The sequence below is a fragment of the Burkholderia sp. Tr-20390 genome (genome assembly GCF_017104595.1).
Lineage (GTDB): Bacteria > Pseudomonadota > Gammaproteobacteria > Burkholderiales > Burkholderiaceae > Burkholderia.
In genome coordinates this window covers 24,043-43,372 of record NZ_JAAGPC010000015.1, presented here as the reverse complement: position 1 = coordinate 43,372, position 19,330 = coordinate 24,043, and the positions used below count along the sequence as shown (strand labels likewise).

Annotated in this window: 16 protein-coding genes; 4 read left to right on the top strand and 12 right to left on the bottom strand. The window is 68.0% G+C overall.

Annotated elements, in window-relative coordinates; all coding sequences use genetic code 11:
* Positions 1–95: 95 nt before the first annotated feature.
* Positions 96–1,391: an aminotransferase class I/II-fold pyridoxal phosphate-dependent enzyme gene (locus tag G3N98_RS07010; RefSeq protein ID WP_011356015.1), complete on the top strand. Its 1,296-nt coding sequence runs from the start codon at positions 96–98 to the stop codon at positions 1,389–1,391.
* 186 nt (positions 1,392–1,577) lie between these two features.
* Positions 1,578–2,303, top strand: coding sequence for a hypothetical protein (locus tag G3N98_RS07005; RefSeq protein ID WP_089443120.1), 726 nt, complete (start codon positions 1,578–1,580; stop codon positions 2,301–2,303).
* 21 nt (positions 2,304–2,324) lie between these two features.
* Here G3N98_RS07005 and G3N98_RS07000 read toward each other — a convergent pair whose 3' ends face one another.
* Both G3N98_RS07000 and G3N98_RS06995 read right to left on the bottom strand, forming a co-directional pair.
* On the bottom strand, positions 2,325–2,828 hold the full coding sequence (locus tag G3N98_RS07000; protein WP_206147734.1) for a hypothetical protein: 504 nt from the start codon (positions 2,826–2,828) through the stop codon (positions 2,325–2,327).
* Positions 2,829–2,894: 66 nt separating this feature from the next.
* Positions 2,895–3,170 (bottom strand): DUF4148 domain-containing protein, encoded by a 276-nt coding sequence (locus G3N98_RS06995; protein WP_206147733.1) that lies wholly within the window; start codon positions 3,168–3,170, stop codon positions 2,895–2,897.
* A gap of 316 nt (positions 3,171–3,486) precedes the next feature.
* Between G3N98_RS06995 and G3N98_RS06990 the strand changes: the two genes are divergently transcribed.
* Positions 3,487–4,647: a porin gene (locus tag G3N98_RS06990; protein WP_206147732.1), complete on the top strand. Its 1,161-nt coding sequence runs from the start codon at positions 3,487–3,489 to the stop codon at positions 4,645–4,647.
* 199 nt (positions 4,648–4,846) lie between these two features.
* On the opposite strand, the gene G3N98_RS06985 is transcribed toward G3N98_RS06990, so the two are convergent.
* On the bottom strand, positions 4,847–5,068 hold the full coding sequence (locus G3N98_RS06985) for a hypothetical protein (protein WP_179257713.1): 222 nt from the start codon (positions 5,066–5,068) through the stop codon (positions 4,847–4,849).
* Between the two features lie 325 nt (positions 5,069–5,393).
* Here G3N98_RS06985 and G3N98_RS06980 point away from each other — a divergent pair, with 325 nt between their 5' ends.
* Complete coding sequence (locus G3N98_RS06980) at positions 5,394–5,681, top strand: DUF4148 domain-containing protein (protein ID WP_089474308.1); 288 nt, start codon at positions 5,394–5,396, stop codon at positions 5,679–5,681.
* Between the two features lie 79 nt (positions 5,682–5,760).
* On the opposite strand, the gene G3N98_RS06975 is transcribed toward G3N98_RS06980, so the two are convergent.
* The 9 genes from G3N98_RS06975 to G3N98_RS06935 all read right to left on the bottom strand — a co-directional run bounded on the left by G3N98_RS06975 (position 5,761) and on the right by G3N98_RS06935 (position 19,216).
* The gene (locus tag G3N98_RS06975; RefSeq protein ID WP_206147731.1) at positions 5,761–7,191 is read right to left on the bottom strand and encodes a heavy metal sensor histidine kinase; all 1,431 of its coding nucleotides are present in this window, start codon (positions 7,189–7,191) and stop codon (positions 5,761–5,763) included.
* Positions 7,188–7,871 carry a heavy metal response regulator transcription factor IrlR gene (gene irlR / locus G3N98_RS06970; protein WP_039349341.1) on the bottom strand — a complete coding sequence of 228 codons (684 nt, stop codon included), beginning with the start codon at positions 7,869–7,871 and terminating at the stop codon, positions 7,188–7,190. Before irlR ends, G3N98_RS06975 begins: the two co-directional genes overlap by 4 nt.
* A complete protein-coding gene (locus G3N98_RS06965; protein WP_206147730.1) occupies positions 7,871–11,083 on the bottom strand; it encodes a CusA/CzcA family heavy metal efflux RND transporter in 3,213 nt (1,070 codons plus the stop codon). Before G3N98_RS06965 ends, irlR begins: the two co-directional genes overlap by 1 nt.
* 125 nt (positions 11,084–11,208) lie before the next feature.
* Complete coding sequence (locus G3N98_RS06960; protein ID WP_206147729.1) at positions 11,209–12,681, bottom strand: efflux RND transporter periplasmic adaptor subunit; 1,473 nt, start codon at positions 12,679–12,681, stop codon at positions 11,209–11,211.
* 34 nt (positions 12,682–12,715) lie between these two features.
* On the bottom strand, positions 12,716–14,038 hold the full coding sequence (locus G3N98_RS06955; RefSeq protein WP_206147728.1) for a TolC family protein: 1,323 nt from the start codon (positions 14,036–14,038) through the stop codon (positions 12,716–12,718).
* A 243-nt stretch (positions 14,039–14,281) separates the two neighbouring features.
* Complete coding sequence (locus tag G3N98_RS06950) at positions 14,282–15,472, bottom strand: phosphotransferase (protein ID WP_206147727.1); 1,191 nt, start codon at positions 15,470–15,472, stop codon at positions 14,282–14,284.
* Between the two features lie 41 nt (positions 15,473–15,513).
* Complete coding sequence (gene pnuC / locus G3N98_RS06945; protein WP_124576161.1) at positions 15,514–16,146, bottom strand: nicotinamide riboside transporter PnuC; 633 nt, start codon at positions 16,144–16,146, stop codon at positions 15,514–15,516.
* A 59-nt stretch (positions 16,147–16,205) separates the two neighbouring features.
* Positions 16,206–18,437 (bottom strand): TonB-dependent siderophore receptor, encoded by a 2,232-nt coding sequence (locus tag G3N98_RS06940; protein WP_206147726.1) that lies wholly within the window; start codon positions 18,435–18,437, stop codon positions 16,206–16,208.
* Positions 18,438–19,012: 575 nt separating this feature from the next.
* Positions 19,013–19,216, bottom strand: coding sequence for a DUF2970 domain-containing protein (locus G3N98_RS06935; protein ID WP_043178166.1), 204 nt, complete (start codon positions 19,214–19,216; stop codon positions 19,013–19,015).
* Positions 19,217–19,330: the final 114 nt, after the last annotated feature.

Genomic DNA, 19,330 nt, shown 5'->3' with positions numbered 1-19,330 from the left:
CCGCCCTGCCATAAGCAACAAACCATTCGTTCTAAAGGCAGTGGCGCACGTGCTCCTATAATCGCTCGACCACCACAACAACAGACGGAGCACCCATGACCGATCAGGCCGCATCGAACTGGCGCCTCGAAACCATCGCCGTACACGGCGGTTATCGTCCCGACCCGACCACGCGCGCGGTCGCCGTGCCGATCTACCAGACCGTTGCGTACGCATTCGACGACACGCAGCACGGCGCCGACCTGTTCGACCTGAAGGTCCAGGGCAACATCTACACGCGGATCATGAACCCGACGACGGACGTGCTCGAGCAGCGGATCGCCGCGCTCGAGGGCGGCATCGGCGCGCTGGCGCTGGCCTCGGGACAATCGGCCGTCACGTACGCAATCCAGACGATCGCCGAAGCCGGCGACAACATCGTGTCCGCGAGTTCGCTGTACGGCGGCACCTACAACCTGTTCGCGCATACGCTGCCCCAATACGGGATCACGACGCGCTTCGCCGATCCGCGCGACCCCGCGTCGTTCGAGCCGCTGATCGACGCGCGCACGAAGGCGATCTTCGCGGAATCGGTCGGCAACCCGCTCGGCAACGTCACCGACATCGCGGCGCTCGCGGAAGTCGCGCATCGCCACGGCATCCCGCTGATCGTCGACAACACGGTGCCGTCGCCGTATCTGCTGCGCCCGTTCGAGCACGGCGCGGATATCGTCGTGCATTCGCTGACGAAGTATCTCGGCGGGCACGGCACGAGCCTCGGCGGCGCGATCGTCGATTCGGGCAAGTTCCCGTGGGCCGAGCACGCGGACCGCTTCAAGCGGCTGAACGAGCCCGACGTCAGCTATCACGGTGTCGTCTACACGGAAGCGTTCGGGCCGGCTGCCTATATCGGCCGCGCACGCGTGGTGCCGCTGCGCAACATGGGCGCGGCCATTTCACCGTTCAATGCGTTCCAGATCCTGCAAGGCATCGAAACGCTGGCGCTGCGCGTCGAGCGCATCAGCGACAACGCGCTGAAGATCGCGCAGCACCTCGCGCGCCACGAAAACGTCGAATGGGTGAACTATGCGGGCTTGCCCGATCACCCGGACCATCCGCTCGTCGCGCGCTACCTGTCGGGCCGCGCGCCGGGCATCCTGACATTCGGCGTGAAGGGCGGCCGCGACGGCGGCGCGAAGTTCCAGGACGCGCTGAAGCTGTTCACGCGGCTCGTCAACATCGGCGACACGAAATCGCTCGCGACGCACCCGGCATCGACGACGCACCGGCAACTGTCGCCCGCCGAACTCGCGAAGGCCGGCGTGAAGGAGGAAACCGTGCGGCTGTCGATCGGCATCGAGCATATCGACGACCTGCTCGCCGATCTCGACCAGGCGCTCGCGCAGCTTTGACGGAAACGGGCGCGCCGGCTTGCCGGTGCGCCCTGCCTCGAATGTGTTGACCTTGAAGCGGCTTCAAGGTGTTCAATCCCCGGATGGTGCCGGGGTAACGCCCGGCGTGTACGAACCACCCGTACCAAGCAGCCGGAGAGCCAGACGCTGAGCCCGCTGCGGTACGCCAACCGTCCGAGAGGCCTCATGACACCGACCGCGAAGCTCGCGCTGCTCACGTTACCGCCCTTGCTGGCGGCCTGCTTCGGCGCCCTCGCGGCCGCCTGGCGCGCACCCGGCCCGAAAACGTCGAGCGTCATCCAGCATTTCACCGGCGGCATCGTGTTCGCGGCCGCCGCGCTCGAACTGCTGCCGCAGGACCGCGCACATGCGCTGTTTCCGGTCGTCGTCGGCTTCGTGCTCGGCATCGCGCTGATGCTCGCGATCCGTGCGCTGTCGGGCGCGATCGAGACGCGCTTCGAGCAAGCGCGGCTGCCCGTGAGCCTGATCATCGTCACCGCGATCGACCTCGTCATCGACGGCCTCGTGCTCGGCATCGCGTTCTCCGCCAGCGACGAAAGCGGCATCATCCTGACCGTCGCGCTGACACTCGAAGTACTGTTCCTCGCGCTGTCGGTCAGCGCGGCGCTCGCGGCCGCCGGCATCGGCCGCCTGCTGTCGATCGTCGTCCCGGTCGGGCTCGCGGCGCTGCTGAGCATCGCGGCCGTGGCCGGTAACGCGGCATTCGCCGGACTCCCATCCAATATCTACGCAGCGCTGCTCGGGCTGGGCACCGTGGCGCTGCTGTACCTCGTCACCGAAGAACTGCTGGTCGAAGCGCACGAGGTTCCTGAAACGCCGTTCGCGACCGCCGCGTTCTTCATCGGCTTCATCGTATTCTTCCTGATCGAAGGATCGGTGAAGGCAGGATAAGCAGGCGCGGCCGCGCGCCGGCTACCACGTCGTCGCGCCCGTCGGATACGGTTCGACGATGCGCGTACCGTTGACAGGCGTCACGCCTTCGCTGCGCAGCGCGGCCCACAGGTCGATCGCATGTTCGCGCGACTTGCGGCTGCCGTCGTCGGTCAGCACGTTCAACGCGATCACTTCGTCGCGTGTCGTCAGTTGCAGTTGCTCCTTCAGCTTGCGTGACTGATGCGACGCGGTGCGGACGTCGCCGAGCACGATCCGCTGCTCGGCGACAGTCGATTCGCCGCCTGCATCGGCCGGCACGAACGTCAGCCGGCCGTTGTCGACCTCGCATTGCCCGCGCGTGAACGTCGCGCTCCACTCGCCGGCCGGCACGGCCGCGAACTCGCAGCGCATCCGCTCGTTCGCGCGCCGGCCGACGTCATGCGCCGACGCGTGCGACAACGCCCGCTCCGGCCAGCCGGCCGCCATCGCGGCCGTCGACATCAGGCACGCCGCGAGCACGATTCCTTTCGCGAAATGGCGCATGGCACTCTCCTCTTCGTGTGAGGTTGCGGCCAACGGGCATCGTGCCGGCCGGCCGCGAATGAACGATCAACGCACCGCAAAACGGTTGTCGTGCGCATCGACCAGCGGTGCCATCTCCCCGCGATGCACCGTCGCGCGATGGATCGCCTGGTTGCGCGCGACGGCGGCCGGGCTCGCCGGGTAGTCGTGATTCGGGCTCGGGATCACGCCGTCGTGGCGCGCACGCACCAGTTCCTGGCGGACCTCCTGCCGGGTCTTCTGCTGCGCGGCCGCTGCCTGAGACAAGGCCGCCATCGACAGTACGGCAGCGGCGACGACGATCATCGGTCGCGGAATGTTCATGTTGTTCGCTCCTTGCTGGAAATCCGTGACGGGAGCGTTCACTTTGAGCCGGCAGCGGTGCGGAATCGTGATCGCAGCATGACGGTTTCGTCACCACCGCGACCTTCCCTGCATCGCACTACGAATGAAAATACATGACGCGTTTTCGCACGCATGACGCGGCGATGACATTTTTCTCATTTGTCCCTCACCTTCACGATCCGAACGCTTTCCAGAATCGGCAGCGCCATCGCGACATTCCGCGCCCGCCTGCACCCCGCGCGGCACGGAATCGACCGATGCACGAAACGATCATCTTGAATTCCAGGGGAAAACCATGAAAACTCCAGTTCGGCTCGCCATGATGTCGGGTGCGCTGCTCGCGACCACGCACGCGGCACACGCATCGGAAGTCACGTTATACGGCCTGTTCGATACGTCGCTGACGTACGTATGGAACGCCAGCGCGGACGGCAAGAATCTCGTCGGCCTCGGCAACGGCAACCTGCTGGGCAACCGCTTCGGCGTGAAGGGTGCGGAAGACCTGGGCGGCGGGCTGAAGGCGATCTTCACGCTGGAAAACGGCTTCAATCCGAACACCGGCGCGCTCGGGCAAGGCAACCGGATGTTCGGCCGGCAGGCATTCGTCGGCCTCGACAGCGCGCGCTGGGGCACGCTGACGCTCGGCCGCCAGTACGACGCGCTCGCGGACGTCGCATGGCCGGTCACCGGCGACTTCTACTTCGGCAGCGTCTACGCGACACCCGGCGACGTCGACAACTACGACACGTCGTCGCGCACCGACAACGCGGTGAAATACACGTCGCCCGTGATCAACGGACTCCAGTTCGTCGGGATGTACGCGCTCGGCGGCGTGGCCGGCAAAAGCGGCGCCGGGCAAACCTGGTCGGCCGGCCTGTCGTACAGCAACGGCCCGGTCGACGCGGCGGGCGGCTATTACTACGCGGCCAATCGCTCGTCGCTCGCCAACGGCATCCGCACCGGCTGGAACGGCACGTCCGACGGCACGTTCGACGGGTCGCTGGTCAACGGCGGCTATATCTCCGCGAAATCGATCGGCATCGCGCGCGGCGCGTTGCGCTACAACTTCGCGCCGTTCGCGGTCGGTATCGACTACAGCAATGCACTGTACAAGGCCGATGCGATGTCCGCGTTTCGTAGCACGCAGAAGTACGACACCGCGCGCGGCTTCTTCAACTATCAGGCGACACCCAGCCTGCTCGTCGGCGTCGGCTACAGCTACACGCGTGTCCGTGGCGACACGAGCGCGACCTACCATCAGGTGTCCGCCGGCGCCGACTACGTGCTGTCAAAGCGCACCGACCTCTACGCGGTCGGGGCATGGCAACGCGCAAGCGGCGAACAGCGCACGCTCGACGGCGGCACGCAAACGGCGCAGGCGTCGATCGGGTCGTATGGCTATGGCGGAACGCGCACGCAAGGCATCGTCAATCTCGGGTTGCGCCACCGGTTCTGACCACGGCGGCATGACGCGCGCCACGTGACGAAAATTTCATGTTCCGATCAGGTTCGCGAAGCGTCGCATCGCTACGATCGGAAACGTGACGGGTAGCGCCCGTTCCAGACCACGCAAGCGAGTCGCTGCCGCACGGCACGTCACGCGTTAGGCCCGGACACGTCGAGTGCCGGGCCTTTTTTTGATCGCGCGCCGACGATCAAGGCGTTGAATTGCGTTGCGGGAACAGGCAGTTATGCGTCTTCACATACAGATTCGGATTGCCGCAGCGATGCCCGGCGTAATCGATCTGCTCGCCGGGCATGAGATCGGTCGGCACCGGCTTTTTCGCGGCGGCCGGTGTGGCCTGCGAAGTCGGCGTGGTGCCGGAACGCGTCGATGTGCAGCCCGCGAACAACGGGACGATCAGGACTGCGATCAAGGCTAGGCGAATGGCGGGACGGGGCAATTTTCAAGTCCATTGTGAAAGTCAGAACAAGGCCGCCCGCGTTCCATACAGCTATCGCGAACGGCATGAATGCCGCCAGCCACACGGGCCATCGGCAACCTTCATGTTCCGCTTCCCGCTCATCGCGCCCATGACGCGAACATGACGAATCCGTCATGCCGGTCGCGTCCGAACGGCGCCTCTCCTCATCACGCAATCTGACGCATTTTTCATCTCGCGATCACGATCACGCACGGCTGCTTTCGCATACTGGGTCCATGGTTCGCCACCCGGCGGCCCTGATCAAGGAGAGCACTCGATGAAAACCGCAAAATTCGCCGCACTGTTCGTCACCGCCACGCTGTCGCTCGGCATGGCCACGCAGGCCGCATCCGCGCAGACGCAGACGCAGGGCAAGACCCGCACGCAGGTCGTCAATGAACTGAAGCAGGCGCAGCACGACGGCGTCGTGCCGGTGAGCAAGACGCAGTACCCGCCGACCGGCGAGCTCGTCGCACGCAACAAGGAGCTGCATGGGATTTCGGTGCATGGCGGCGAGAAGAAGCCGCAGCCCGACAACCACGACAACCTGACCGCGCAGAAATGACGCTCGGTCATCCGACCGCAGGCAGCGCGCCGCGCGCGGCCGCCTCATGGCGAACGCGCGGGCATGCCCGCCGGCGGTGTCAGGTAGGGAGGGCCGCCGGCCGTTTCAGCTCGACCGGCCGGCGCGGAAAACGCAACCAGAAGGTCGTGCGCCGGCCCGGGTCGCTGTCGACGCCGCATTCGCCGCCGTGGTTGTCCATGATCGAGCGGACGATCGCGAGCCCCAGCCCCGTCCCCTGCGCCGAGTTGTGCCGGGACGGATCGACACGATAGAAGCGCTCGAAGATCTTTCCGACGTGCTGGGCCTCGATGCCGGGCCCCGTATCCGACACGGCGATCGTCGTCGCACCGCCCTGCTCCACGCAATCGATCGTCACGATGCTGCCGCGCGGCGCGTAGGCCAGCGCATTCGACAGCAGGTTGCTCAGCGCACGCTGGTACAGCGTCAGATCCGCATCGACCCACGCATGGCCGTCGACCTTCACCGTCACGCCGGCATCCTCCGCCAGCGGCTCGTAGTAGCCGGCGACGCGCGCCGCCTCTTCCGACGCATCCAGGCGCCGCACGCTGATCGACGTGCCGGCCTGTTCCGAACGTGCCAGGAACAGCATGTCCTCGATCATCCGCGACAACCGCTGGTATTCGTCGATGCTCGACTCGATCACGTTCCGGTATTCATCCGCGCTGCGCGGCTGCGACAGCACGACCTGCGCGGCCGCCTGCAGGTTCGTGAGCGGCGTGCGCATGTCGTGCGCGAGATTCGACGAGAACTGGCTCAGCCGCGTGAACGATTCGTTCAACCGCTCGAGCATGCCGTTGAACGCGTGCTCGAGCTCCTTCAGCTCGCCAGCCGTATCGAGCGCCGGCAGCGGATGGGCGAGCCGGCTCGTCGACATCTGTTCGGCACGGGCCGCGAACCGCCGCAGCGGGCTTAGCCCGAGCGCCGCGATGCCATATGCGATCGCGGCCGCGAGCACCACGCCGAACACCTCGATCACGACGATCGTATAAGCGTGCGTGCGCAGCAGCAGCACGTCGGCGCTGCGGTCGTACTGCACCACGACGCGCACCACGGGCGCACTTGCGCCTGCACCGGCAAGCGGCACATTCGTCACCAGATACTGCTGCCGTGCGCCGGGCGGCGCGACGCCGACCGGCACGCGCCCTGCATTCAGCGACATCAGCGGCGCAACGAGGCGGAAGCCGGGCGTGCCGACCAGGCGCGTGCCCGTGGCGTCGAAGATCGCGAGATCCATGTTCGGATGACCATGCAACTGGTCGATCCAGATGTCGGTGTTGCGCGCGACGTCGGCGGTCGAGCGTGCTTCGGCCAGATGCGCGCCCAGCGCGGCGGAGATGCCGGCCATCTGCTCGGCCGCCGTCGTGTCGACGCGATTGCTCAGCGCCTCGTACAGCGCGACGCCGCTCGACGCGAGGATCACCGACGTCGACAGGATGATCAGCGCGGTCAGGCGTCCGCGCAGCGTGCGCGGCAACAGGCGCGCGATCATGCCGCGCTGCCGCCGCGCGCCTCGAGCACGTAGCCCATCCCGCGCACCGTATGGATCAGCTTCGGATCGTATGCGTCGTCGATCTTCGAGCGCAGGCGCCGGATCGCCGAATCGACGACGTTCGTGTCGCTGTTGAAATTCATGTCCCATACCTGCGACGCGATCGTCGCGCGCGGCAGGATCTCACCCTCGCGGCGCATCAGCAGCCACAGCAGCGCGAACTCCTTCGCGGTCAGCAGGATCGTGTCGCCCTGCCGGGTGGCCTTGCGGCGCGTGAGATCGAGTTCGAGATCGGCCACGCGCAGCGTGTTCGAATCGCGCGGCTGGCCGCGCCGCAGGATCGACTTGATGCGCGCGGTCAGCTCGACGAAGTCGAACGGCTTCGCGAGATAGTCGTCGGCGCCGAGCTCGAGCCCCTTCACGCGATCGCCGACATCGTCGCGCGCGGTGAGGAACAGCACCGGCGTCGACTTGCTGCGCCGCAGGTTCTGCAGCAGCGTCCAGCCGTCCTGCCCGGGCAGCATCACGTCGAGCACGAGCAGGTCGTACTCCTCGGTCTCGGCCTGATGCTGGCCCGTGATGCCGTCCTCGACCCAGTCGACGACGTAGCCGGCCTCGGTCAACCCCTTGCGCAGGTACGCGCCCGTCTTCGGTTCATCTTCGACAATCAGAATTCGCATCACGCATTACCCTTGAAGAAACCCAGCCGGCGCAACACGCCCGAGCCGAAGCCGCCGCGCAACGCCGCGCGCCACGACACCGCATGGCTGACACGGTACAGCACCGGCAGCACCAGCAGCGTCAGCGCCGTGGACGACAGGATACCGCCGATCACGACCGTCGCGAGCGGGCGCTGCACCTCGGCGCCGGTGCCGGTCGCGAACGCCATCGGCAGGAAGCCCAGCGACGCGACGAGCGCGGTCATCAGCACCGGCCGCAGGCGCGTGAGCGCGCCTTCGCGCACGGCGGCCTCGAGCGGCATCCCTTCGTCGCGCAGGTTGCGGATGAACGAGATCATCACGAGCCCGTTGAGCACGGCCACACCGGACAGCGCGATGAAGCCGACCGCCGCCGTGATCGACAGCGGAATCCCGCGCAGCCACAGCGACACCACGCCGCCGCTCAGCGCGAACGGAATGCCGGTGAACACGAGCAGCCCGTCCTTCACGTTGTTGAACATCACGAACAGCAGCACGAACACCATGAACAGCGCGAGCGGCACGACCAGCTTCAGGCGCTCGCTCGCGCTTTGCAGCTGCTCGAACTGCCCGCCCCACGACACCCAGTAGCCGGCCGGCACGCGCACGTCCTGCTGCAGTTGCTCGCGCGCGTCGGCGACGAACGACCCGACGTCGCGCCCGCGCACGTTCGCGCTGACGACCACGCGCCGCTTGCCGTCCTCGCGGCTGATCTGGTTCGGGCCCGGCGCGACGTCGATCGTCGCCAGTTCCGCGAGCGGCACGTACGGCGCCGCCGCGAGCGGCGCACTGGCGCCGGCCGCCGGTGCGGGCAGTGCGATCGGCAGCCGCTTGATCGCCTCGATGTCCGAGCGCAGCTCGTCGGGCAGCCGCACGACGATGTCGAAGCGGCGGTCGCCCTGGAACAACGTGCCGGCCTTCTGCCCGCCGACGGCCGCGGCCACCGAGTCCTGCAGATCGGCCACGCTTACGCCGTAGCGCGCGAGCTTGTCGCGATCGAGGTTGACGGTCAGCACGGGCAGGCCGGTGGTCTGCTCGACCTTCACCTCCGACGCGCCCGGCACCTTCTGCAACGCGGCCGCGATCTGCTCGCCGGTCTGGTTCAGCACGGCCATGTCGTCGCCGAAAATCTTCACGGCGACGTCGCTGCGCACGCCCGAGATCAGTTCGTTGAAACGCAGCTGGATCGGCTGCGAGAACTCGTACGCGTTGCCCGGCAGCTCGGCGAGCGCTTCCTCGATCTCCCGCACGAGCTGGTCGCGCGGCTTCTTCGGGTCAGGCCACTGGTCGGCCGGCTTCAGCATGATGTAGCCGTCCGACAGGTTCGGCGGCATCGGGTCGGCCGCGATCTCGGCCGTGCCGGTGCGCGCGAACACGCGCTCGATCTCGGGGAAGCGCGCCTTCAGCGTCTTCTCGATCGCCTTCTGCATCTCGACCGACTGCGACAGGCTCGTGCCGGGGATCCGCAAGGCGGCCACGGCCAGGTCGCCTTCGTTGAGGCTCGGGATGAACTCGCTGCCGAGCCGCGTGGCCAGCCCGAGCGTGGCGAGCACGATCACGCCCGCGCCGACCATCACGCGCGCCGGACGCGTCATGAATGCGGCGAGCGCCGGCTCGTACGCGCGCCGCGCCCAGCCCATCAGCCGGTTCTCCTTCTCCTCGACACGCTCGCCGATGAACAGCGCGACGGCCGCCGGAATGAACGTGACGGTCAGCACCATCGCGGCCGCAAGCGCCATCACGACGGTAATGGCCATCGGGTGGAACATCTTGCCCTCGACACCGGTCAGCGCAAAGATCGGCAGGTACACGACCATGATGATCAGTTGCCCGAAGATCAGCGCGCGACGCGCTTCCTGCGACGCGCCGAACACCTCCGCGAAGCGCTCGTCGCGTGTGAGCGGCCGGCCGGCGGCGGCCTGCGCGTGCGCGAGCCGTCTCACGCAGTTCTCGACGATCACCACCGCGCCGTCGACGATGATCCCGAAGTCGAGCGCGCCGAGGCTCATCAGGTTCGCGCTCACCTTCGCGTTCACCATGCCGGTGAAGGTCATCAGCATCGACAGCGGGATCACGAGCGCCGTAATCAGCGCCGCGCGCATGTTGCCGAGGAACAGGAACAGCACGGCGATCACGAGGATCGCGCCTTCGAGCAGGTTCTTCTTCACCGTCGCGACGGCCTTCTCGACCAGCACGGTGCGGTCGTACACGGGAATCGCCTTCACGCCGGACGGCAGCGTGCGGTTCACGTCCTCCATCTTCGCGGCGACGGCCTTCGCGACCGTGCGGCTGTTCTCGCCCATCAGCATGAAGACCGTCCCGAGCACGACCTCCTCGCCGTCCGACGTCGCCGCGCCGGTGCGCAGCTCGCGGCCGATGTCGACCAGCCCGACGTCCTTCATCCGCACCGGCACGCCGCCGACGTTGGTCAGCACGATGCTGGCGATATCGTCGACGGTGCGCGCCTGGCCCGGCACGCGCACCAGATACTGCTCGCCGCGCTTCTCGATGTAGCCCGCGCCGACGTTGTCGTTGTTGCGCTCCAGCGCGCGCACGACGTCGGCAAGCGTCAGCCCGTATGACATCAGCTTCGCCGGGTTCGGCGCGACGCGGTATTCCTTCACGTAGCCGCCGATCGAGTTGACCTCGGTCACGCCGCGCACGTTGCGCAGCTGCGGCCGGATGACCCAGTCCTGCAGCTCGCGCAGGTCGGCCGCCGTATAGCGCGTACCGTCGGGCTTGCGCGCGTTGGCGTCGGCTTCGACGGTCCACAGGTAGATCTCGCCGAGGCCCGTCGACGTCGGCCCCATTGCGGGCGCGATACCGGCCGGCAGCTTGTCCTTCGCTTCCTGGATGCGCTCGTTGACGAGCTGCCGCGCGAAATAGATGTCGGTGCCGTCCTTGAAGATCACCGTGACCTGCGACAGCCCGTAGCGCGAGATCGAGCGCGTCTGCTCGAGGCCCGGCAGGCCGGCCATCACGGTCTCGACCGGATAGGTGATGCGCTGCTCGGCCTCCAGCGGCGAATAGCCGGGCGCGGCCGTGTTGATCTGGACCTGCACGTTGGTGATGTCGGGCACCGCGTCGATCGGCAGCTTCTGGTAGCTGAACACGCCCAGCGCGGCCACGGCCGCGATCGCCAGCATCACGAGCCAGCGGTGCGCAATCGCAAAGCGGATCAGGCGCTCAAACATGACGGGATTCCTTGAAACGGGGCACGGTCACCCTCGATGGACGGGCCGCCCGGCCGGTCACCCGGCGGGCCGGAAAGCGGGCCACATAGCGGGCCGCGAGGCGTGCAACGGCACACACGTAGCGCTCATTCATGTTCCGCGCTCCCCTTGCCGAGTTCGGCCTTCAACACGAAGCTGTTCGACGCCGCATATTCCTGGCCCGGCTTGAGCCCCTTCAGCACTTCGGTCGCCCGTTCGTCGCGCCGGCCCGTTTCGACGGCCTGCGCGACGAAACCCTTCGACGAGCGCACGAAGACGGACGGTGCGCCGTCGATGTCCTGCAGCGCGTCGCTCGCGACCGCGAGCGGCACGCCCTGCTTGCCCGCGTCGACCGACACGTTCACGAACATCCCGGGCCGCCACACACCGTCCGGGTTCGGCAGCACGACGCGCGCCGGCGCAGTGCGCGTCTGTTCGCCGAGCAGCGACCCCACGTACGCGATCGGGCCGCTCGAGCGCGATTCGAACGCGGTCGCGATGACCGTCGCATCGCGGCCGACCCGCACGTCGTTCAACCGCTGCGCCGGCACGGCCATCTCGGCCCATACCGTCGAGAGATCAGAGATCACGAACATGCTGGCATCGGCGGCAATCGCTTCACCCGGCGTCGCGTGCTTCTCGACGATCGTGCCCGCGAACGGCGCGCGCAGTTCGTAGCGGTTCAGCGCACCCGCGCCGACCGGCGCGTTCAGCGCGGCGAGCTTCTGTCGCGCGTTCTGCACGGCGATCTCGGCTTCACGCAACTGCACCTGCGCCTGCTGGTAGTCCTGCTCGGCCGAGATGCGCTCCTTCCACAGCGTGCGCTCGCGCTCGTAGGTCGCGCGTGCGCCCGACAGCCGGCGTTCGGCCGTCAGCAGCTCGCTGCGCCGGTCGGCGAGATCGGTGCTCGCGATCACGGCCAGCACCTGCCCCTTCGCGACGTTCTGCCCGAGCGACACCGACACCTGCTCGACGATGCCGGCCACGCGCGGCACGACGTGCGCGGTGCGATCCTCGTTGAACTTGATCTCGCCCGGCAACTGGAACGGCGTCGCGATCTGCGCGGGGCCGGCCTTCGCCAGCGCGATCTTCGAGGTCGCGAGCTGCGCGTCGGTCAACGCGATCGCGCCGTCGGCGCGGGCGAACGGGAACGATGCCGACTCATTGCCCGCCTTCACGTCGATCGTCGCATCGAACACGTGCGGCTTGCCGATCGACTGCGCGGACACGAACTTCTGGCCGGCCGCGTCGAAACGCAACGGCTCGTGCGAGCGGTCGTAGCGAACCAGCGTGCCGGACACGGTGACGCCCTTGTCGGCCGGCTTGCCGTCGACGAACGGATAGACGATCAGGCGCGCATCGCCGGGCTTCTCCGTCATCACGATTTCGACGGACAGCTTGCCGCGCGTGAGCACGACACCGCCGCGCTCGCCGGTGGCTTCGGTGGATGAAGCGGCAACGGCCGCCGATGCGGACGCGCCGTCGCCGCCGCCGTTGCGCGTGACGCCGAGTGCGCCGATGACGATCCCGGCGCTGCCGAGCACGACCGCCGCGATGATCAGGATTCTGTTGCGTGACATGGTGATCCTTCAGGTAAAAGAGGCGTCCGTTGCGCTATTGCGCGACCGGTGCAAGCGATGCGAGCGGCGTACCGACGAGCCGGCCGATGTCGGCGCGGGCCGTATGGGCATCGGCGAGCGCGCGCACGTATTGCGACTGGCCCTGGAACAGCGTGCGCTGCGCGTCGAGCACGTCGAGGAAGCTGAACTTCCCGAGCTCGTAGCCGCGCGACATCGCGTCGAGCGCGAGGCGCGCGGCCGGCAGGATGTCGGCCTTCAGCCGCTGCGCTTCCTGCGCGGCGGCTTCGAAATTCGCGTACGCCTGCGTAAGGTCCAGCCGCAGCCGCGTGCGTTCGCGATCGAGATCGGCATTCGCGCGCGCGGCCTTGTGCGTCGCCTCGAGCAGCGCGCCCTTGTTCGTGTTGAACAGCGGAATCGGGATCGACACACCGACCACCGCCTGGTTGTCCGGCACGCCGCCCGTGGTCACGCGTTTCACGCCGGCACTGATCGTCACGTCCGGAATGCGCCGCGCACGTTCGAGCGACACGGCCGCGTTCGAGCGCAGCATCTCGGCGCGCGCGATCCGTGCCAGCGGGGAATCATCGAGCTGCGCGGTCAGCGCGGACAGCGGCTCGACCGGCGGCACGGCTTCGAGGTCGCCCTGCACGGCAAGCCCGCCATCGCGCGCCTCGCCCATCACCGCGTTCAGCTTCTCGCGCGCGACCTCGACACGGCCGCGCGCCGTCACCACTTCGATCTGCACACCGGCCGCCGCCACGTGCGCCTTGGTCGCCTCGACCGGCGACACCTTGCCGGCCTGTGCCCGGCGGCTCGCGAGATCCGCGGAGCGCGCGGCGATCGCGGCCGATTCCTCCGTCACCTGAAGCTGGCGCTGTGCGGCGAGCAGCCCGTAGAACGCGGCGATCACGTCGGCGCGCACGACGGCGCCCTGCTCGTCGAGCGATGCATTGGCCGCTTCCCTGCCGTACGACGCGACATCGAGCCGCGCGCTGCGCTTGCCGCCGAGTTCGATCGTCTGGTTGATCAGCGCGGTCGACGTGCGTTCGGCGCGGCGGAACCCTTCCTGCAGGAACGACACTTCGGGATTGGGGCGCGCGCCGGCCTGCATCAGTGCCCCGGCCGACGCATCGACGTCCGCGCGCGCGCCGCGCAGCGCCGGATTGTTCCGCGCCGCGACCGATAGCGCGTCGGCAAGCGTCAATGAGTTGGAAGGGAGAGCGTCGGGGGGCGGTACGCTGATCGGCGCGACGCTGCCGGAAGCAGACGGGGCCGGCCCCGGCGACAGCGACGGCTGCGCATGAGCCGTCGTGGCCATCGCGAAGACGATGGCCACGGCGAGGTTGAGCTTGAGCATGTTCGGTTCTGCGGTAACGGTTCGCGACCGATGCTACGGTTCGGCCGCAGTGCGAACATGAGGCGAAGATGATATTTCCGTCATGTTGGGGGCGGCCGCGTGCGCGCGTGCGGCGCCCTGCGAGAGCCATGCCCCGCTTCGGCGATCAGGAGGATTCGATGAACGTGCGGCGCGACGGCCGCACGGAAGATGGCGGTAGCACGGGGAATCGGCACACGTGCGCGGCGATTCCCCGCCGGCGAATCAGGCAGCCCCTCGCCTCACCCGCCGCCGCTGCGCGAGCCAGTCAAGCAATTGCCGCCCGTCGCGCTCGCCGAACCAGCGAGCGTGACCGATCAGGTAGCCGTCGTACGCGATATCGACGATGGCCGGTGCATCGATGATGCAGCCGAAATAAGCGACTTCCGACAGCGCGAACTCCGTATGCACGATCGGCAGCAGCGCGACCAGCGCCGCGTAGGCTTCGTCGCCCAGCGGTTCGAGCGATTCGTACCCATCGAGCAGCGCGTCGATCTGCGCATACTCGACGCGCCGCGCATCGGCCGGCGCCATCCAGTCGACCGTATTGCGCTCGATCGCGAGCGCGAGATCCATCACCGCGCAGGTGCGATCCGACAACCCGAAATCCAGCACGGTCCGCACCTGCGCACCGGGCCCCGCCTCCGTCCACAACAGGTTCGACGCATGCCAGTCGCCGTGCGTCCACAGCGGCGGCAGCGCAGGCAACAGCGGCACGAGACGTGCGTGATACGGGCCGATCGCATCGACCACGTCGTCGCGCCAGTCACGCGCGCCGAGCGCGCGCACGAGCAGCGGCTGCGCGTCGACCCAGCGTTCGAGCGCGCCCGCCAGATCGGCGGACGACAGCACGCGAAAGCTCGACAGCAGCGTCCGCACGGGCCGCGCCGGCGCATCGTAGCCGCCCGACGCGCGATGCAGCTCGGCCAGCGCGCGGCCGGCCGCGTACGCGTGCGAAGCATGCGTAAAGGGCTGCCACGACATCACGCCGCGATACGGGTCGACGCCAGGTGCCCGTACGTGCACCTCGTAGGTCCAGTCGCCGGATGCGAATGCGGTCGCGCCGTCGCGATCGGCAAGAATGTCGACCACCGGCATCCCGCGCTCGCGCAGATGCGCGATGAAGCGATGCTCTTCCTCGAGCCCTGCGACATCACGCAGGCTCACGTGATGACGCTTGACGAACAGCCCGCGCCCGTCCGTCATCTGCACCAGGACGGCCGCCGCGAACTGCCGCGGGCTGTGCCATGTGAGCCGCGCGGGCTCGCCGGCGCCGTCGATCCGGGCGAGCACCGCCGCCACCTCGTCGTGCGTCATCAGCGGCCAGTCGCGTTCGGCCTGCTCGCCGTCGACGCCGAATTGCGGCGGCGCGACGTCACGCGACAGGGATCCGTCCGGCTCGAGGGGGAATGACATGAACGACGTTGCTCCGTGGTTGATTCAGATCGGCACGTGGATCAGCGCGCGCCGCCGCCGGTTGCCAGCGCACCGCCGGCCGCCGCGCGCAACGCCGCGGCCGTGCGGCTCCAGTCGCGCCAGCCGACGACGGCCAGCCCGATGAACAGCGCATAGAGTCCGGCCGTCAGATACAGTTCCTTGAACACGAACATCCCGACATACACGACGTTCACGACGATCCACAGCCCCCACGACGCGATGTAGCGCCGCGCGGTCCAGTATTGCGCGACGAGGCTGAACGCGGTCAGCGATGCATCGACGAACGGCAGCGCCGCATCGGTCCAGCGCGCCATCATCCCGCCGAGCAACGCGCTGCCGACGACGGCCGCGATCAGGTCGGGCAGCATCTGCAGCGGCCGCACGCCGGTGACGGGCGCGACATCACCCGCCGGCGCCGCGCTGCCGTCGGCCTCGCTCGCACGCTGCGCGAGCCAGCGTTGCCAGCCGTACACCTGCAGCACCGCGAACGCGCCCTGCAGCAGCATGTCCGAATACAGCTTCGCGTCGAAGAAGATCCAGCCGTACAGCGCGACCGACACGAGCCCGACCGGCCAGCACAGCATGCGCCGCTTCGCGGTCAGCCAGATCGCGAGCGCGCTGACGATCACGCCGGCGATTTCGAGTGGGGACATCGTCTGTGCTCTCCAGGTTGGCTGCCGGGGCCGCGCGTCACGCGGCCGGTTCCGGACGGTCAGAAATCATAGGTCAACGACACGCGCGCGGTACGCGGCGCACCCGGGAACAGATACGCATCGCCTTGCTGCTCGCCCGCGTCGCGCCAGTAGAACTTGTTGAACAGATTGTCCACCGACACGCGCAGCACCGTGCGATGGCCGCCGATCTTCGTCGTATAGCGTGCGCCGAGATTGAACACGAACCACGACGGCACGCGCGCGGTGCCCTCCTCGTTCGCGTTGCGGGCCGCGCTGTACTCGACGCCGCCCAGCACGTTCAGCCCCGCGACGCCTGGCACCGCGTAATCCGCATACACCGTCGCGCGCAGCGCCGGCACGTTGATGATCTGGTGCCCTTCATACGCCGGCGACCCGGAATCGTACGCACGCGCACGAATCGCCGCGACGCTGGCCGTCAGCCCCAGGCGCTCGGTCACGCGCCCGGCCGCGCCGAGCTCGATCCCCTGATGCCGCTGCGTGCCGCGCTGCACGAACGTGTAGCTCGTGCCCGATGCGTCCGGGTCGGCGAACTGGAACGGCTTGCTGATCGAGAACACGGCGGCCGTGAGGCTCAGCCGGTCGAGCCAGTCGTATTTTGCGCCAACCTCGAACTGGTGCGATTCGACCGGCGGCAGGAACGCATACGCGTTGGTCGCGCGCACGGGCGCCTGGTCGCCGAGCGACAGCGCCTTGCTGTACGACGCGTACAGCGACAGCACGTTCACCGGCTTGTAGACGAGCGCCACTTGCGGCAGGAACACCGAGCGGTCGGTATGCGTCGCGCCGCCGTCGAGGCTGCTCCAGCTGCGCTGGCGCAACAGCACTTCCTTGCCGCCCGCGAGCACCTGCCAGTGTTCGCCGATGCTGATGCGGTCGAGCCCGAACACGCCGTATTGCCACGCATCGAGGCGCGGATACGACGGGCCGGGCGAATTCGGCGACGGCGAGAACGTCGTGTCGGGCCCGTAGACGTTCTCGCTGCCCACGTAGTCGTACACGGCGTCGGCCATGCTCACGACGCGGCGCTGCACGCTCACGCCGAGCGTCAGCTCGTGCCGCAGCGGGCCCGTCGCGAACTTGCCGGTCGTGACCGCACGCAGGTCGTCGTTGCGACGATATTCGCCGGGGCTGCGGAAGTCGTAGACGTCGTAGTCGCCGTTCGCGCCGAAGAAGAACGGCGACGTCGCGCCGGCCGTGCAGCTCGCCGCGTACGAGCAACCGTACGCGAACGCGCTGTTGTCGTCGATCATCGTGCGGCTGCGGCCGGCGGCGATGTAGGCCTTCCAGTCGTCGTTGAACTGGTAGTCGAAGCGCGCATTCAGGTTCAGCGCGTCGGTCGTCACCGGTTTCGCCCACGGTTGCGTGCCGAGCGCCTTCGACGTCGTCTTGACCGACGGCACGACGGTGCCGCCAAGCAGCTGATAGCCGGGGGCGGAACGCTGGATCCACTGCTGGAATTCGGCGTTGAGCTGCAGGCTCGCACGCGGGCTGATGTCCCAGTCGGCGGCGATCGAGCCGAACGTGCGCCGTCCGTTCGTGCCGTCGATGGTCGAGTGCATGTTCTCCTTCGCGGCATTGATCCGGAAGCCGAACTGATTGTCGGGGCCGAAGCGGCGGCCGAGATCGACGGCCGCCGACGTCGAGCCGCGGCTGTCGACGCCGCCCGTCACGCTCGCGACGTTCGCCGAGCGCTTCGTCACGAAGTTGATCACGCCGCCCGGCGCGACGACGCCGCTGTCGATGCCGGCGAGCCCCTTCAGGATCTCGACGCGCTCCTTGTTCTCGAGCGGCACGTTCTGCTCGCCGGACACCGTCAGCCCGTCGATCCGGATCGCGCTCGCGAGATCGACCGGGAAGCCGCGGATCGCAAAGCCTTCGAAATAGCCGACCGGCGCATAGTCGTTGACGACCGACGCGTCGTTGCGCACGACGTCGCTCAACCGCTTCGCCTGCTGGTCGTCGAGCTGCGCGCGCGTGACGACGCTCACCGACGCCGGCGTGTCGCGCAGCGGGGTATCGTCGAGCCCCGCGACCGATGCGTTGCGTACGCGCAGCGCATTGCCGCGCTCGCCGCTCACCGTGATCGTCGGCAGCGTCGCGCTGCCGGCTGCCTCCGTGTCCGGCGCCGGCGTGTCGCCCGGCGCCGCGGCGGCCTGGGCCGCGAAAAGCGTGATGCCGAGACCGACGCCAAGCCCGACTTTCACGCGCCGCCGCCGTGCGCGCGACGCTGTTGTTCTATTCACCGTCATTGTTCTGGATGGAAAACTCGCCACTCGACCCTGTCGAAACCGTTTACGAAGCTGCGAAGCGTGCTCGCGCGCGACATTCATCAGACGAACCGGGCGATGCGGCACGCAAGCGGGCCGCTCGGTCAGGAAGACGCAGGATGGGACGTCGGATTCAGGTGATGCGCCGGGAACCGACGCGGCCGTCGACGGGTTCGTCGGGGGCGTGTCGGGCGGCCGGCGGCATCGCGCGGTCTTGTCATGCGGGGGGACGCTTCGAACGCCTCGGTGCGGGCGCGACGCACTTGAGCGCACCGTTCGCTGGAACGGCGGCGTGCCCGTCGCGCGCGACATCGCGGCGCGGCGCGCATTTTACCCCGGGCGGGGCTGACCGACCTGGAATCGGGCGAAACGGGAAACGGGGAAGGCGGGAATGAGGACAGCGCGATTCGCGCGGCACGACGACGGTGCCGACGGGCGCGTGACTTGCGTCGTGCGCGCCCGCCTCAACGGCCGGCGCCGTTGCGCGCCGGCCATACGGCCGGAAACCGGAGCGGGAACGTTCGCCCGCTCGCGATTCATCGGCAACGGCAGGTTGCTCAGAACCCCTGCATCGTCACGGTCGGATCGACGACCAGGTGCACGACGCCGTAGATGACCGCGCCGACGAGCACTGCGAGGATGATCGCCACGAACGGCAGCATCGTGAAGTTGGCGTTCGCGAGATCGGTCGCGTGCGCCTTGCTGTTGCGTACGCCGAAGAAACTCCACAGAACCAGTTTGATCATGCCGAGCAGTTTCATGATTGCGCTCCTTTCATCTATCGGTTGACGCTATCGTCGATCCAACCGGCATTCGAAAAAAGAAGCAGTTGCGCGCGCTTTTCGCGCAGCAGGCCGTCTGCGGCGGCATGTCGC